Source organism: Streptomyces bobili (assembly GCF_002154575.1).
Taxonomy (GTDB): Bacteria; Actinomycetota; Actinomycetes; order Streptomycetales; family Streptomycetaceae; genus Streptomyces; species Streptomyces bobili.
Window position 1 is genome coordinate 1 of sequence record NZ_MUBA01000231.1, and the last position, 15419, is coordinate 15419.

At 73.3% G+C, this 15419-nt stretch carries 11 protein-coding genes; 2 read left to right on the forward strand and 9 right to left on the reverse strand.

The features are described from left to right. Nucleotides 1–206: 206 nt before the first annotated feature. A complete protein-coding gene (locus BZL64_RS19450; RefSeq protein WP_086770466.1) occupies nt 207–1496 on the reverse strand; it encodes a glucarate dehydratase family protein in 1290 nt (429 codons plus the stop codon). A gap of 282 nt (nt 1497–1778) precedes the next feature. On the opposite strand from BZL64_RS19450, the gene BZL64_RS19455 reads away from it, so the two are divergent. Further along, nucleotides 1779–3125 carry an MFS transporter gene (locus BZL64_RS19455; protein WP_086770467.1) on the forward strand — a complete coding sequence of 449 codons (1347 nt, stop codon included), beginning with the start codon at nt 1779–1781 and terminating at the stop codon, nt 3123–3125. A 32-nt stretch (nt 3126–3157) separates the two neighbouring features. Here the strand turns inward: BZL64_RS19455 and BZL64_RS19460 are convergent, their stop codons facing one another. The 4 genes from BZL64_RS19460 to BZL64_RS19475 all read right to left on the reverse strand — a co-directional run bounded on the left by BZL64_RS19460 (nt 3158) and on the right by BZL64_RS19475 (nt 8409). Beyond that, complete coding sequence (locus BZL64_RS19460; protein WP_086770468.1) at nt 3158–5776, reverse strand: immunoglobulin domain-containing protein; 2619 nt, start codon at nt 5774–5776, stop codon at nt 3158–3160. A gap of 80 nt (nt 5777–5856) precedes the next feature. Next, nucleotides 5857–6390, reverse strand: a complete 534-nt coding sequence (locus tag BZL64_RS19465; RefSeq protein WP_086770469.1) for a hypothetical protein — start codon at nt 6388–6390, stop codon at nt 5857–5859. A gap of 186 nt (nt 6391–6576) precedes the next feature. Continuing rightward, entirely contained in the window at nt 6577–7512 is a 936-nt protein-coding gene (locus tag BZL64_RS19470) for an HtaA domain-containing protein (protein WP_086770470.1), read from the reverse strand. Nucleotides 7513–7599: 87 nt separating this feature from the next. After that, complete coding sequence (locus BZL64_RS19475) at nt 7600–8409, reverse strand: hypothetical protein (RefSeq protein ID WP_244205405.1); 810 nt, start codon at nt 8407–8409, stop codon at nt 7600–7602. Nucleotides 8410–8509: 100 nt separating this feature from the next. Here BZL64_RS19475 and BZL64_RS19480 point away from each other — a divergent pair, with 100 nt between their 5' ends. Then, nucleotides 8510–9589 (forward strand): heme/hemin ABC transporter substrate-binding protein, encoded by a 1080-nt coding sequence (locus BZL64_RS19480; protein WP_086770472.1) that lies wholly within the window; start codon nt 8510–8512, stop codon nt 9587–9589. Here the strand turns inward: BZL64_RS19480 and BZL64_RS19485 are convergent. From BZL64_RS19485 to BZL64_RS19500, 4 genes are all read right to left on the reverse strand, one after another. Further along, complete coding sequence (locus BZL64_RS19485) at nt 9586–10575, reverse strand: adenosine deaminase (RefSeq protein WP_086770473.1); 990 nt, start codon at nt 10573–10575, stop codon at nt 9586–9588. The genes BZL64_RS19480 and BZL64_RS19485 overlap by 4 nt on opposite strands. Nucleotides 10576–10613: 38 nt before the next feature. After that, entirely contained in the window at nt 10614–11519 is a 906-nt protein-coding gene (locus BZL64_RS19490; protein ID WP_086770474.1) for a ribonuclease Z, read from the reverse strand. A 3-nt stretch (nt 11520–11522) separates the two neighbouring features. Then, nucleotides 11523–11876: a histidine triad nucleotide-binding protein gene (locus BZL64_RS19495; RefSeq protein WP_086770475.1), complete on the reverse strand. Its 354-nt coding sequence runs from the start codon at nt 11874–11876 to the stop codon at nt 11523–11525. A 152-nt stretch (nt 11877–12028) separates the two neighbouring features. Then, on the reverse strand, nt 12029–15268 hold the full coding sequence (locus BZL64_RS19500; RefSeq protein ID WP_086770476.1) for a S41 family peptidase: 3240 nt from the start codon (nt 15266–15268) through the stop codon (nt 12029–12031). Between the last annotated feature and the right edge of the window lie 151 nt (nt 15269–15419).

Genomic DNA, 15419 nt, shown 5'->3' on the forward strand with positions numbered 1-15419 from the left:
TGCGTCGAGCCCGTCGCCAGTCGGACGTACGGCCGCCCCTTCTACGTTCTACGGGGCAGAGACGCAGTACGCGACGGGCTTCGACGCACCGCCACGGCCCGCTCCCGGTGGATCGCCTCCATCCGCCCCCCGTCGTGGTTCGGGTGCCGGGATGCGGGGCGGGTGCGGGCTTTCGACGCACCGCCACGGCCCGCTCCCGGTTCGGCCTACCAGCGGGGGACCGTGGGTGTCGTCCAGGTCGGGTCGGCCACGCGCATCGCCGATTCGTCGTCGCGGTCGTGGTAGGTGCCGTTGTCGTCCAGCCAGCGTCGGTGGAGGTGCTGGAGACGGTCCCTGTCCAGGTCAACTCCCAGGCCCGGGGTGTCGGGGACGGTGATTTTGCCGTCGGTGAAGGTGAGGCGGTCGGTCAGGACGTCCTCGGACTGCCAGGGGTAGTGGGAGTCGCAGGCGTGGTGGAGGTCCGGGACGGTGGCCGCCACGTGGGTCATGGCGGCGAGGCTGATGCCGAGGTGGGTGTTGGAGTGCATCGACACCCCGACGCCGAAGGTGCGGCAGATCGCGGCGAGGTGCTGGGTGTTGCGCAGTCCGCCCCAGTAGTGGTGGTCGGAGAGGATCACCTGGACGGCGTCGCGGGCGAAGGCATCCTTGATCTCCGCGAAGGTCGTCACGCACATGTTCGTCGCGAGCGGTACGTCCGTTCCCGCCGCCACCTCGGCCATCGCCGGGGTGCCCAGCGCCGGGTCCTCCAGGTATTCGAGGACGTCCCGCAGTTCGCGGGCCACGCGCAGTGAGGTCTCCACGCTCCAGGCCCCGTTGGGGTCCAGGCGGAGGGGGTGGCCGGGGAACGCCTCGGCGAGGGCGCGTACGGCGGCGATCTCCTCGTCCGGCGGGAAGACACCGCCCTTGAGTTTGAACGAGGTGAATCCGTACCGCTCCTTGAACCTGCGGGCCTGCTCCACGATGCCGGCCGGGTCGATGGCGGCGCCCCAGTCGTCCTTCTCGTGGGGCACCGCCTCGGGGTGGTCCGCCCACTTGTAGAAAAGGTAGGCGCTGTACTCGACGGCGTCGCGCACCTTGCCGCCCAGCAGCGCGTGCACCGGCAGGCCGAGGCTCTTGCCGAGGGCGTCCAGGCAGGCGACCTCGAAGGCCGAGACGACGGACAGGCGCAGCTTGTCTGCCGTCTGGACGCCCCGCAGGCCGCCCACGTCCACCTGGTCGGAGATCCGTGACCGGTCCACGTCCACCTCGTCCCCGAGGGTGAACAGCGCGTTCACGTCGCTGACCTTCCGGCCGGGCAGCTTCTTCGCGTAGGGGCGGGCCAGATCCAGGTACTTGGAGTCGCCGTAGGTCTCCCCGATGCCCGTGACGCCGTCCGCCGTCACGACCTCCACGATCAGGCGCGGGGTGTACGGCTGGTGCACGCCCTGCGTGTTGAGGAGGGGCGGGTCGGCGATCAGGATCGGCGTGAGCCGTACGTCCTTGATGGTGAGGTCCACCCGACCATCTCCCTATGTGAAAGTCGTCCATGTATGCAGATGCAGGCTAGGGAGCGGGATCCTTCGCGTCAACGGAGCCCCGGCGGAGGGGCCGCGGAGGGGCGCCTGTTTACCCGGAGCACCGGTGATCAAACTTCATGTGACTCAGATCACCTGCTCCCCGCTTCTGCTGAGAACTGCGTGCTTGATACAAATTGGCCGCGCGTTCCTGTCCGTCGACGGTCGTCGCTCCTCCCCCTCTCTTTCTGAGCCGCCTCTCCTTTCGCCTGCCCTGGAACGCCCGTGTTCGCGCCCCGCACCACTCCCTGGCCCCTCGTCGCCCTTTTCACGGCCGGGTATCTCGCTCCCTATCTGCTGCCCACCGTCGTGGGACGGCTGGACTCGGGGCTCCCCCTGTCGGCCACGCAGGCCGGCGCCGTCGGCAGTGCGCTGCTGCTGAGTTCGGCCTCGGCCGGGTTCGCGCTGGCCTCGCGCGTCGAGCGGACCGGGGCCCGCCCCCTGGCCCGCATCGGCCTCGTGCTCGCCGTCCTCGGGTACGGCGGGGCCGCCGTGGCCGACAGCGTCCCCGCGGTCGTCGCGGGTGCCGTTCTCGGCGGCTTCGGCTCCGGTACGGCCACCACCGTCGCCGCCACCCGGATCGCCGCCGAGCCCGACCCGCACCGCGCCTCCACGCTCGGTCTGCTCGGGGTGTCCGCGCTCGCCGGTGCCGTCTATCTGACGGTGCCGCACCTCGGCGCCGGGCACGGGCAGCCGCTGGCCGCGATCGCCCTCACCGCCGTCGCCGTATGGCCGCTCACCGGGCGGCTTCCGGGGCGTACGGCCGTGGTGGCGGCCCCGGCCGAGGGGCGGGCGGCGCGGCTGCCGCACCTGCGGTCCGGGTTGTTGCTGGTCGCCGCCATGCCGTTCTGGTCTCTGGTGCAGAACTCCCTGTGGGGCGTCAGCGGGCGGATCGGTCTCACGCAGGCGCATCTCAGCGAGGCCGCCGTCGGCGTCGTCTTCGCCGTGGCGCTCGGTGCCGGGCTGCTGGGCGTACTGGGCGCCGGGGCGCTCGGGGCGCGGCTGGGCCGGGCACTGCCCATCGGCGGGGGGACCGTGCTGATCGCCGGGTGCGTCGTGGCGAGCGCTTCGGCGACCGGGCCGGCGAGTTTCGCGGCCGGGGAGATCGCCTGGAACGTCCTCTACCCGATCGTGCTGTCGTACCTCATCGGGCTGGCCGCCTCGCTCGACCCGCGCGGGCGCTGGGCGGTCCTCGTCGGCTCGGCGGCTTCGCTGGGGACGGCGGCGGGGCCACTCACCGGGAGCCTCCTGTCGGCGCGAGCCGGCTTCCCGGTGATGGGGCTGGTGCTGGGCGCCGGGCTGCTGGTCGTCGCGGTGCCGATGACCGTCGTCGCGCTGCACACGAGCGGGCGTCCGCTGCTGCCGGGCGCGGTCCGGCGGCGCGGCGGGACCCCGGCGGCCCTCCTCGCGGCGTCCACCGGCACGCCCAGCGGGGCGGTGCCGCAGGTCGGCGCGGCGGAACAGGAGGTCGTGGAGATTCCGGTGGATGTTCCGGCGGGTGTGTCCAGCCAGGGGGCGTACGACACGGCCGGGCCCCGGCGCGCGGGCAGCGCGCCGGGGCCCGGGGTCTGACGGTCGGGCTGGTTGTCGGTCTGGCTGCCGGGCTAGTTGTCGGTCTGGCTGCCGGCTGTCGTTCTCGCGCGTCTGTGGAGGTACCAGCCTGTCGCCGTGAGCAGCAGGGCCGTTCCGGCCGCCGTGCCGATCGTGGCTCCGGTGGAGGCGAGGCTGCCGCCGCCGGCGGTGGCGACGGCGGCTGGGGGTGTGGTGGTCGTGCCGGTGCCGCCCGTGGTGCCGGTGCCGCCGGAGGCGTCAGGGGTCGTGCTGCCGCCCGTCGGGCCTCCCGGATCCGTCGGGGTCTCGTCCGTGCCGACCGGGGTCTGGCCGGTGAAGCTCACCGGGACCTTCACGTCCTGGGAACGGTCGCCGGAGAGGGTGTGGTCGGCGCGGGTGGCCAGGACGCAGGTCGCCTTGAAGCAGTCCGTGTACGCGTCCTTGGCGTCGACGGTCAGTTCCACCGCGAAGGTGCCGCCGGTGCCGTACGGGGTCGCCAGGTCCTGGCCGTAGTCCGGCGGGTTCGAGGAGATCCACGCCGAGCTGTGCGAGCCGCCGGTCATGTCCACTCCGCCGACGCAGGGGGTGGGCAGTTCACCGGGGCCGTTGTCGACGCAGAGGGCGACGTAGATGCCCTTCTTCTCGTCGTAGCCGGTGCCGGTGATCTTCAGGGTCTGGTTCTCGGTGGCGAGGTTGTTGACCGGGGTGACCTTGAGCTTCTGGCCGTCGGTGCCGCTGACGGTCTTCGTGCCGGAGGGGGCCGAAGGGGTGGGCGCGGTGGTGGGGGTCGGGCCGCCGCCGGGGGCCTCGACCGTCAGGGTGACCGGGGTGGTGCGGGTGGTGCCCGCCGCGTTGGTGAACTCGGCGCGGTAGCGGTAACCGTCCTGGGCGGCGCGGGCGGTGAAGGCGTACGTGTCCTCCGCGGCGTCCGCGATCTTCGTCCAGGTCTGGCCGCCGTCGGGGCTGACGCTCCAGCTCACGGTGGGCCGCGGGGTGCCCTCGGCGGCGGCGACCAGCGCGACCTCGTCGCCGGGGGCGACCGTGCGGTCGGTGGGGGCCTGGGTGACCTTGGGGGACATCCGCAGGTCGAGCTTGGTGATCTTGCCCTCGGCGGGGCTGGAGACGTACACGGAGGTGCCACCGCGGGTGACGGCCACGGAGGCGTCGCCGAGCTGGGACTGGTTGTCCTCCAGCGTCACCGGGGCGGCGGCCGGGGTGAAGGCCGCCGTGTCGTACACGGCGAGGGAGCTGGTCTGGTCGCCGCCGTTGCCGGTGTCGCCGTTGTCCTGCCAGACGACGAAGGCGCGCCCGGTGGTGGTGTCGAAGGCGACGTCCACGGCCTCGTCCGGGCCGCTGATCGTGATCAGTCGCTTCGCGGCCTGGTCGAAGACCAGGACGGAGTTGCCGCTGCCCACCCAGACGTTGCCGGTGGCGGGGTCGGCCTCGACGAAGCCGACCCCGGCGGCGGGGAGGGCCGCCGTCGCCGTGACGGTGAACGCGGTGGTGTCGGAGGTGTCCACGCGGCGCAGCTGACCGCCGGTGGAACCCGTGGACCAGGCGGCCTTGTGGGCCGGGTCGACGCCCAGCTGGGAGCCGCCTTCGAGGGCGATGGTGCGCTGGACGGCGCCGGTGGCGGTGTCCAGTTCGGAGAGCGTGGCGCCCTGGGCGACCAGTGCGGTGCCCGCCTTGGTGCCGGCGCCGACGGCGGTGAAGGAGGCGCCGTTGAGCCACACGGTGGCGGCGCTCTGGTCGCCGTCCTTGGCGGTGCCGAGGCCGCGCAGGGGGTAGTGGAAGAGGACGCCGTCGGTGGCGAGGGGCCCGGCGATCTGGCTGACGGTACGTTCGGCCGACGCGCCGCCCACGCCGGGGAACTTCGCGAGGTGGGTGAGGACCTTGCCGTCGGCGGCGTCGAGGACCCACAGGCCGCGCTCGTTGACGTCCCCGGTGTCGACGACGTCGTCCGAGCCGGCGTAGAGCTTCCCGGACTCGGGGTGCAGCAGCAGGTCCCGGATCTTGCCGGCGGTGGTGAAGTCTGCCTGCCTGGCATAGCTGATCGTGCCGGGCGGCACGTCGACGCCGTCGCCGCCGCCGTTGCCCCCGCCGGGGCCCTGGCCCTCGAAGGTGACCGGGATACGGACGTCCTGGGAGCGGTCGCCCGCGTTGCGGTGGTCGACACGGGTGACGACGGAGCAGGTGACCTTGGTGCAGTCGACGCTGCCGTCCTTGGCCTTGACGGCGATGCCGACGTCGAAGGTGCCGCCCGCTCCCCAGGTCACGGCGAGGTCACCCGCGTACACGTCGCCCTCGGGGACGATCCACTGCGAGGAGCTGCCGGTGCCGCTCTGGTCGGCGCCGCCGATGCAGGGGGTGGGGACACGGCCGTCGCCGTTGTCCTTGCACAGGGCGACGTACACGGCCTTGGTCGCGTCGTAGCCGGAGCCGGTGACGCGCACGGTCTCGCCGTCGGCGGCGAGGCCGGCGGAGGCGGAGACGGTGAGACGCTGACCGTCCTTGCCGAGGGCCGTCCTCGGTGTGCCGGAGGCCTGCGCGGCGGTGCCGGTGGTGACGGCCGCCGCCGCGACGGCGACCAGGACGGCTGCGCCGAGGAGTGCCGCGGGGCGTCTGTGCCGGGGGCGTGCCGGGCCGGTCCGGCCCATCGCGTCGTCTCTCATGGGTTCCTCACTCGTGGGTGCGCCCCGCACCCTGGGGGACGCCGGAGGCCGGGCCCGGTGAGGGGCCCGGCCGGGGATGCCTACTGGAAGGCGATCGGGACGTGGACGTCGTACTTGCGGTCGCCGCTGTCGAAGTGGTCGGCGCGCGTCACCACGGCGCAGTCGACGTCCTGGCCGCAGACCCGGCCGTCGTCGAGGGTGGCCTCGACGTAGATCTGCACGCTGAAGGTGCCGCCGGCGGCGAACTTGGAGCTGTTGGCGAACATGCCGCCGAAGAGGTTGTTCACCCAGTGCGAGGCGCCGGTGGCGCCGGTCTCGTCCTGGCCGCCGAGGCACGGCGTCGGCTTGCTGTCGCCCTGGTTGCCCTCGACGGCACAGAGGCCTACGTAGATGCCCTGGCCGGTGTTGTAGCCGGAGCCGGTGACGGTGATGACCTGGCCGGAGGCGGCGGCGGTGTCGGGGGCGGTCACCGACAGGTTGTAGGTGGTGGCGCCGTCGACGACGGAACGGGTCGAGGTGGCGGCGGAGGCGGAGCCGGCCAGGCCGAGGGTGAGGGCGGTGGTGGCGACGACGGCGATACCGGCGCGGGCGGCGGTGCGGGGGGTGAGTCTCATGACGGGAAGGCCTCTCGGCTCGATGAGCGAACTTAGGTAAGGCAAACCTAAGTTGAATCTCGAGTTGTTTGTCAACGGGCCGTGAAAAACCTCAACAGGCCTGCGGATAAAGGGCTTTCGGGCATGCCGGGGAGCGGACCGTGCGGCCCGCTCCTGATACGACTGCAGACGGCATGGCGTGTGCCGTCAGTCCGGCACGCCGACCTCGAACGGCACGCTCAGCACCGTCCCCCGACCGGTCACCGCGCTCAGATCGACCGTGTGCTCGCCCTCGAAGGCGGTGGCGTACACCGGGAAGGTCCGCTCCACGCGGCCGTCGGCGTCGGCCACCGTCTGGTACCGGGTGTCGCCGTCGATCGCGACCAGCACGACCGCGCCGGGCGCGAACCCCTCGCCGGTGACGCTCTGTTCGGCGCCCGGAGCGAGGGTGGGGTGCGTGACGGAGGCGGCCGGTTCCGGGGCCGCCGCGGGTTCCGGGGCGCTCGCGCTCGGGGAGGCGGCCCGCGGGGTCTCGGCGGCCTCCGGTTTCGGCGCCGGGGTGCCCACCGTCACGTCGAGCAGGCCGAGCCCGTCCCCCGCCGTGAACTCCGCACCGCTCCAGGAGGACAGCAGGGCAGCCCCCTCGGGGGTGAGCGAGGCCCGCAGCCCGGCCCAGGTCACGCCGGTCGCCCGTACGGCGGGCGCCGCGCCGCGCGTGACGTCGGCCAGGGCGAGTTCACCCGCCCTGCCGTCCACGACCGTACGGGCGTACAGCGCACCCCCGGCATCCGCCAGCCGCAGTCGCAGTCCGGCGAGGACGAGAGGCCGCGCGGCCGGCCCCTCGAAGCGAGCGGCGCCGCCCAACTCCAGTTCGGCGTCGCCGGTTTCGGGATCCGCCTCGCCGCCGAGCGCCGGGAACGAGACACGGCCCGCGGAGGTCCGTACGGCCGGGCCCGTGACGTCGAGCGAGACGCCCCGGCCGGCCGACTCCGCCCCGGCCACCGTCCAGTCGGCGTATCCGCCGGAGACCTCGCGCGGTGGCGGGTCCCCCTCGGAGCCGGCCTGTGCTGCCGCCGCGCCCGGGGCGCACAGCGCGAACAGGGCGCCGGCCTCCAGGGCGACGGCGCCGGGTCTCTTCGCCATATTCGGTCTCCCTCTGTCGGATGAGGTCGCGTCAGCGAGGCCGCGCCAATGCGGTCGCGTCGGTGAAGTCGCGTCGGTGAAGTCGCTTCAGTTCGCCGGCGAGGTGCCCGCGCGGCGGCGGCGCGCCCAGAACCAGGTCCCGGTGCCGGCGCCGACCAGTGCGGCGGCGGTGAGACCGAGGGGCAGCGCGAGGTCGGAGCCGGTGCTCGCCATGGAGCCGTCGGAGCCGTCGGAGCCGCTGCCGGAGGGCTCGGTGGCGCCTGTGGCGCCTGTGGCGCCGGTGGCGCCCGTCGCGGCCGGAGTGCTCGTGCCGCTCGGCGTCGCCGACGCACCCCCGCTGCCGGTCCCCGCGCCGCCCGCCGTCCCGAACGTCACCGGGATGCGGACCGTCTGGCTCTGGTCGCCGCCGCGGGTGTGGTCGTTGCGGGTGATGACGGCGCAGGTGACACCGGCGGCGGTGCAGTCGGTGTTGGCGTCCTTGGCGCGGACCTTGAGGCTCACGCCGAAGGTGCCCTTGTGTCCGCTGCCGCCGTAGGGCTTCGCCAGGCCCTTCCCGTAGGAGGGCGGGTTGGAGGAGACCCACACGGAGGCGCCGGACTCGCCGGACATGTCGACGCCGCCGACACAGGGCGTGGGTGTCTTGCCTGCGCCGTTGTCCACGCAGAAGGCGACGTAGATGCCCTTCTCGGTGTTGTAGCCGGAGCCGGTGACGGTGACCGTCTCGCCCGCCGCGGCGAGGCCGGACGCCGAGGACACGGTGAGTTTCTGCCCCTCGGGGCCCGTCGCCGATCCGCCCGCGGCAGCCGCCGGCGCGGCGGGGAGCAACAAGGCGGACGCCGAGGCGACCGCGAGGAAACAGCCAACTCCGTGGCCGCGCAGGCCACTTGCCGATGCCATGGAAACCCCCACCACGCGACACTAAGGTAAGGCTAACCTAAGCTAATCCTCAGTCATGCGCCAGCCGCCGTGTGCCGGGCTACCGAGTGGAAGGAAAGCGATGCGAGCAACCGGAAGAGGTCAGCCGGCCCGCCGCCGGGCGGGAGGCCGGGGCCGTCTCGCCGCCCTCGGCCTGGCCCTCGCCCTGCTGACAGCGGCCTGCGCAAGCGGCGGGACGGGGACCGCATCCTCCTCGGACGCCTCCCCGAAGTCCGCGAACGCGCGGGCCGCCGCCGCGGAGGAACGGCTCGCCGAGAACTCGCTCGTACCCCTCGAAGGCCCTCCGCCCACACCGCTGTTGCCGGTCACCGTCGACTCCTCCGACGGGCGGCGGGTGACCGTGCGGGACGCCTCGCGCATCCTGCCGCTCAACGGGGGAGTCGCCGAGATCGTGTTCACGCTCGGGCTCGGCGACCGCGTCGTGGGCCGGGACATCACGGCCACCTTCGAGGAGGCGAAGAAGCTCCCCCAGGTCACCAAGGCGCACGACGTGAGCGCGGAGAGCGTGCTGTCGCTGCGGCCGACGGTGGTGCTCGCCGACACCGACACCGGGCCGAAGGAGGCCGTGCAGCAGATCCGTGAGGCGGGGATCCCGGTCGTCGTCCTGGACCCGGCGACGAAACTGTCCGACGTCACCGCCCGCACCACCCGCATCGCGGCGGCCCTCGGCGTGCCGCAGGCCGGCCGGGCCCTGAACGAGCGCATGAGCACCGAGTTGACGGCGGCCCGCGCCGGGGTGCCCGAGGGCAGCAGGCCGAAGGTCGCCTTCCTCTACCTGCGCGGCAGCGCGGCCGTCTATCTGATCGGCGGCAAGGGCTCCGGCGCCGACTCGCTGCTGGCGGCGGCCGGCGCGGTGGACGCCGGCACGCAGGCGGGCCTGGACCGGCCCTTCACCCCGATCACCACCGAGGCCCTCGCCCAGGCGCAGCCGGACGTCATCCTCATGATGACCAAGGGCCTGGAGTCGGTCGGCGGCCTCGACGGCCTCCTGACGATCCCCGGCATCGCCCAGACCCCGGCCGGCCTGAACCGCCGCGTCGTCGACATGGAGGACGGCGTCCTGCTCGGCTTCGGCCCGCGCACCCCGCTCGTCATCGACATCCTGGTGGACCGGATCCACCGGGACGGCCGGGCGTCCTAGAACTCGTACGCGTCGACCTCGGCCAGGTACCGCGCCCGCAGTTTCTCGTCGTCCTCCAGGAAGGAGGCGGTGAAGGAGTTGCGGGCCAGTTCGCGCAGCCGCTCCTCACCCAGGCCCAGCTGCGACCGGACGGCGTCGAAGTTGTCGCCCGCGTAGCCGCCGAAGTAGGCCGGGTCGTCGGAGTTGACCGTGCAGAGCAGCCCGGCGTCGAGCATCGCGGGCAGCGGGTGGTCGGCGAGGACGTCGACGGTCCGCAGCCGTACGTTGGACAGCGGGCACAGCGTCAGCGGGATCCGCTCCCGCACCAGGCGCTCCACCAGCGCCGGGTCCTCCATGCAGCGCAGTCCGTGGTCGACACGCTCGACCCCGAGGACGTCGAGGGCCTCGGTGATGTACTCCGGCGGCCCCTCCTCACCGGCGTGCGCGACCCGCCGCAGGCCGAGGGCGGCGGCGGCCTCGTAGACCTCGCGGAACTTCACGGGCGGATGCCCGACCTCCGCCGAGTCCAGCCCGATGCCGGTGATCCGGTCGAGGTAGGGCTTCGCGGCGTCGAGGGTCTCCAGCGCCGACTCGGCGGACTCGTCGCGCAGGAAGCACATGATCAGCCGGGCGGAGACGCCGTGGTCCGTCTCGCTGCGGCCGAGCGCCCGCCACAGGCCCTCGACGATCGTGCCCATCCCGACGCCCCGGGCGAGGTGGGCCTGCGGGTCGAAGAAGATCTCCGCGTGCCGCACGCCCTGCGCGGCGGCACGGGCGAGGTAGGCGTCGGCCAGGTCCTCGAAGTCCCGCTCGGTGCGCAGGACCGCCATCAGCTCGTAGTACAGGTTCAGGAAGGACTGGAGGTCCTCGAACCGGTACGCCTCGCGGAGTGCCTCGGTGTCGGCGTACGGCAGCTCGACATTGTTGCGGGCGGCCAGTTCGAAGGCCAGCTCCGGCTCCAGCGTGCCTTCGATGTGCAGGTGCAGTTCAGCTTTGGGGAGGGGCATCAAAGCATCGTACGGGTGGTTTGGCGCCGTTTCAGAACCTACCGCCGTTTCGGAACGGGCACCCGCAGCAGGTCGTGCGCCACCGTCAGCTCCCCCACGAACCCGGCGGCCCGCGCCTGCCGCTCGAACTCGTCGGGCTCGCTGTAGCGCTGGCTGAAGTGGGTGAGCACGAGGTGCCGGACACCGGCGTCCCGCGCGACCCGCGCCGCCTGACCTGCGGTCAGATGACCGTGGTCCACAGCGAGTTGCTCGTCCTCGTCGAGGAACGTCGACTCGATGACCAGCATGTCGCAGCCCTCCGCCAGCTCCCCCACCCCGTCGCACAGACGGGTGTCCATGACGAACGCGAACCGCTGCCCGCGCCGCACCTCGCTGACCTCCTCGAGGGACACCCCGCCGACCGATCCCTCCCGCTGGATACGGCCGACGTCCGGCCCCCGCACACCGCGCGCGGCAAGCCGGTCGGGCAGCATGCGGCGGCCGTCGGGCTCGGTCAGGCGGTAGCCGTAGGACTCCACCGGGTGCGAGAGCCGGCGGGCGTCCAGCGTGTACGACGGGGTGACGGCGAGGGGTCCGTCGCCGTCCACCGGGACCTCCGTGATGCCGACGGTCTCGCGGTAGGCGGTGGCGTACCGGAGCCGGTCGAAGAAGCGCTGCCCGGAGCGCGGGAAGTGGGCGGTGACCGGGTGCGGGACCTTGTCCAGGTTGACGCGCTGGATCACCCCGGCGACTCCCAGGGAGTGGTCGCCGTGGAAGTGCGTGACGCAGATCCGGTTCAGGTCGTGCGCGGCGACCCCGGCCCGCAGCATCTGGCGCTGCGTGCCCTCGCCGGGATCGAAGAGGATGCCTTCGCCGTCCCAGCGCAGGAGGTAGCCGTTGTGGTTGCGGTGCCGGGTCGGGACCTGGCTGGCGGTGCCGAGGACGACCAGTTCACGTACGGACACGGATCAGCCGGGGGGCCACTGGAGGCCACGGCCGCCCAGGACGTGCGCGTGGGCGTGCCAGACGGTCTGACCGGCACCGCTGCCGGTGTTGAAGATGATGCGGTAGCTCTCCAGCTTCTCGTCGTCGGCGACCGCCCGCGTCTCGCGAAGGACGTCCGCGGCGAGCTGCGGCGCCTCGGCGGCGAGGGCGGCGGCGTCCACATGGTGCGCCTTGGGAATCACCAGGACGTGCGTGGGCGCCTGCGGGTTGATGTCCCGGAAGGCGACGGTCGTCTCGGTCTCGCGCACGATCGTCGCGGGGATCGTCCCCGCCACGATCTTGCAGAACAGACAGTCGTCCTGCGGCTCGCCTGGCATTCGGATCCTCCTCGCACCGGTGATCTCTTACGGGGCATCGTAGCGACGGCCGGCTCGATGCCGCGCGGGCCACCACCGTCCGCCGGCCTGTCCGGGCCCGGGAGCGGCGGGGTGGCAGCCCCCCGGGGGACGGCCACCCCCGCACCGGCGGACTACGACTCCGGGAGCGGCGGAGCCACCTTCGCCGGTGTCTCCTCCAGTGCCAGCAGCGCCAGCCGGACCGCCTCCTCCAACTGGACGTCCCGGCCCACCACATGGTCCTGCGGGCGCACCACGACCTCCACGTCCGGATCGACGCCGTGGTTCTCCACGCCCCACCCGTAACCGTCCAGCCAGATCGCGTACTTGGGCTGGGTGACCAGCGTCCCGTCGACCAGCCGGTACCGGCTGTCGATCCCGATCGTGCCGCCCCACGTCCGTGTGCCGACCACCGGTCCGATGCCCAGCGCCTTGACCGCCGCGTTGACGATGTCCCCGTCGGACCCCGAGAACTCGTCGGCGACCGCGACGACGGGCCCGCGCGGCGCGTCCTCCGGATAGCTGGACGGCCGCATCCCGCGCGGCACGTCCCAGCCGACGATCCGCCGCGCCAGCTTCTCCACGACGAGCTGGGAGGTGTGGCCGCCCCGGTTCTCCCGGACGTCCACGACGAGCCCCTCGCGGGCCACCTCCACCCGCAGGTCGCGGTGGATCTGCGCCCAGCCGGGGGCCTGCATGTCGGGCACGTGGAGGTAGCCGAGCCGGCCGCCGGACGTCTCGTGCACGTAGGCCCGCCGGCCGGCGACCCAGGCGTGGTAGCGCAGCGGCTCCTCGTCGTCGACGGGGACGACCACCGGGTGCCGGGGTTCGCCCCCGCCGGACGGCGAGACGGTCAGCTCGATCGCCTTGCCCGCCGTACCGACGAGGAGCGGGCCGGGTCCCGCGACCGGGTCCACGGGGTGGCCGGCGACGGCGAGGATCGCGTCGCCCGCGCGCACCGCGACGCCGGGCGCGGCGAGCGGGGAGCGGGCGTCGGGGTCGGAGGTCTCCGAGGGCAGCACCCGGTCGATACGCCAACTGCCGTCCTCGTGACGGGAGATGTCGGCGCCGAGCAGGCCCTGGCGGGCGCCGCCGCCGTAGCCGCGGGGGACGACGTAGGCGTGCGAGGTGCCCAGTTCGCCGTGCACCTCCCACAGGACGTCGACGAGGTCGTCGCGGGTGGCGACCCGGTCCAGGAGCGGCCGGTAACGGTCCAGGACGCCGTCCCAGTCGATCCCGCCGAGGCCGGGCAGCCAGAAGTTGTCGCGCATGAGGCGGCCGGTCTCGTCGTACATCTGGCGCCACTCGGCGGCCGGGTCGACGCTCTGGCGGACGCGGCCGAGATCGACGGTGAGGTTGCTCTCGCTGTCCTCGTCGCCGGAGGCGCGCCGGTCGCTGGGCACCACCTTCAGCTTGCCGTCGGCACGCAGCAGCAGCCGCTTGCCGTCGCCGCTGACCTCGAAGGCGTCGGCGTCGGGGGCAAGGTGTTCGAGGCGCTGCTGGACGAGGTCGTAGCGCTCCAGCTCGGTGTCCGGGTCGGTGTCCTCGGGGGTGGCGCGGGAGGCGCCGAGGACACCGCGCACGGGGTGGCGCAGCCACAGGACGCCGTCCTTGGCGGCGCGCAGCCCGGAGTAGCGGCCGGCCTCGACGGGGAACGGCACTATCCGGTCGGCGAGGCCCTCCAGGTCGATCCGGGTGGCCGGGGTGCCCTCGCTGTCGGGTGTCTCGTCCTTGTCGGGGGCCTCGAAGGGGCGGCCGTGCCGCTGCGGCCCGAACGGCGAGGGGATGGTCGCGGCCAGCGGGATGAGGTGCGGGCGGGCCCCTTCGATGAAGGAGAGGTCGAAGGCGTGCTCGTCGTAGACCGGGTCGAAGGCGCGCGTCGACAGGAACGCGAGGTGCTTGCCGTCGAGGGTGAACGCGGGCGCGTAGTCGTGGAAGCGCAGCGGGGTCGCCTCGGTGACCGACAGGTCGGCGGTGTTGGCGAGTTTGAGCTGGCTGAGCGGGCGCGGGCCGGGGTGCGACCAGGCCAGCCAGGCCGAGTCGGGCGAGAAGGCCAGGTCGGACACCTCACCGTCCTCGCTGCGGTCGACCTCGCGGACCTCGCCGGTCTCCCGCTCGACGAGCAGCAGCCGTCCGTCGTGCGCGGCGACGGCGGCCCGGCTGCCGTCGGGGGCCATGGCCAGTTCCAGCACCCGGCCGAGGCGTCCGGCGGCCAGCCGGCGCGGGGTAGCGCCCGGTGCGAGGCCGGTGGCGGGCGCGAACTCCAGGGCGTCGTCGCCCTCGGCGTCGGTGACCCACACCACCCACTCCTCGCCCTCCGTGCGGAAGGTGCGCGGCAGCCGGGCGCGGACGCCGGGCTCGGCTGCCAGGGCGCGGGCGGGTCCGTGGCGGTGGGTGACCCAGTGGACGGCACCGCGCACCTCGACCGCGCTACCGCGTGCGGTGTGGTCGGGGGTGGCGGAGCCCAGCCAGCGGGCGGCGGGCACCGGGTACGGCCGCCGGTCGGTGCGCTGCCCGCCGAGCCGGACGTCGATGCGGCGCGGCTCGGCGCCGTCGAGGTCGTCCAGGATCCACAGTTCACCGGCGGAGCAGTACACGACCCGGTTGCCGTCCCCGGCGGCGTGGCGGGCGTAGAAGCCCCCGAGCGGGGTGTGCCGTCGCAGGTCGGAGCCGTCGGCGAGGGAGGAGTAGAGCGCGCCGGTGCCCTCGTGGTCGGAGAGGAACGCGATCCTCCCCCACTCTCGGCTTCGCTCGAGCGGGGGGACCCCCATTCCCGCCCACACGGGGTACTCGATGTTGCCGTCGAGGTCGGCGTGCAGCCGCGTGAACTCCCCGTCGCCCTCCCGGTCGATCCACAGCTTGCCCGCCGTGCCGCCCCGGTAGCGCTTCCAGGCCGCGGCCTCGCGGCCCATCGACGCGGACACCAGCACGGTGTGCGGGCCGAAGGCGACCGCGCCGACCGGCCCGTACGGCAGGGTGGTGGCCGGTCCGCCGTCGAGCGGGACCGCACGGGCCCAACTGCGGCGCAGGCTGGCCTGGTCGTGCGTGCTCAGCACGAGCACCCGGCCGTCGGGGGTCCAGCCGCGCACCTTGGTCTGGGGGCTTCCCCAGTACGTCAGCCGGGTGGCGGGTCCGCCGTCGACCGGTGCGGCGTGCACCTCGGGGGCCCCGTCGCGGGTGGAGGTCCAGGCGACGGTGGTGCCGTCGGGCGAGATACGGGGCAGGGTGACCGGCATGTTGTCGGCGCTGACGCGCCAGGCGCGCCCGCCGTCGAGGGGTGCGAGCCACACGTCGTCCTCGGCGGTGAAGGCCACCAACTCGCCATGCAGGTGCGGGAATCGGAAGTACGCGGCAGGCGTCACGGGCTGTGTCACCCGATCACTCTAGGCAAGGGCGGGGGTGTCCGACAGGGGTAGTTAACTGTTCGTCTCCAGGGTTGTTTGCGTGAGCGTAACGTCGATTGGGTGAGCGTCGTTGTGAGGGTGTGAAGCTGACGGAGTGGGCGAGGGCGCAGGGTGTGCATCC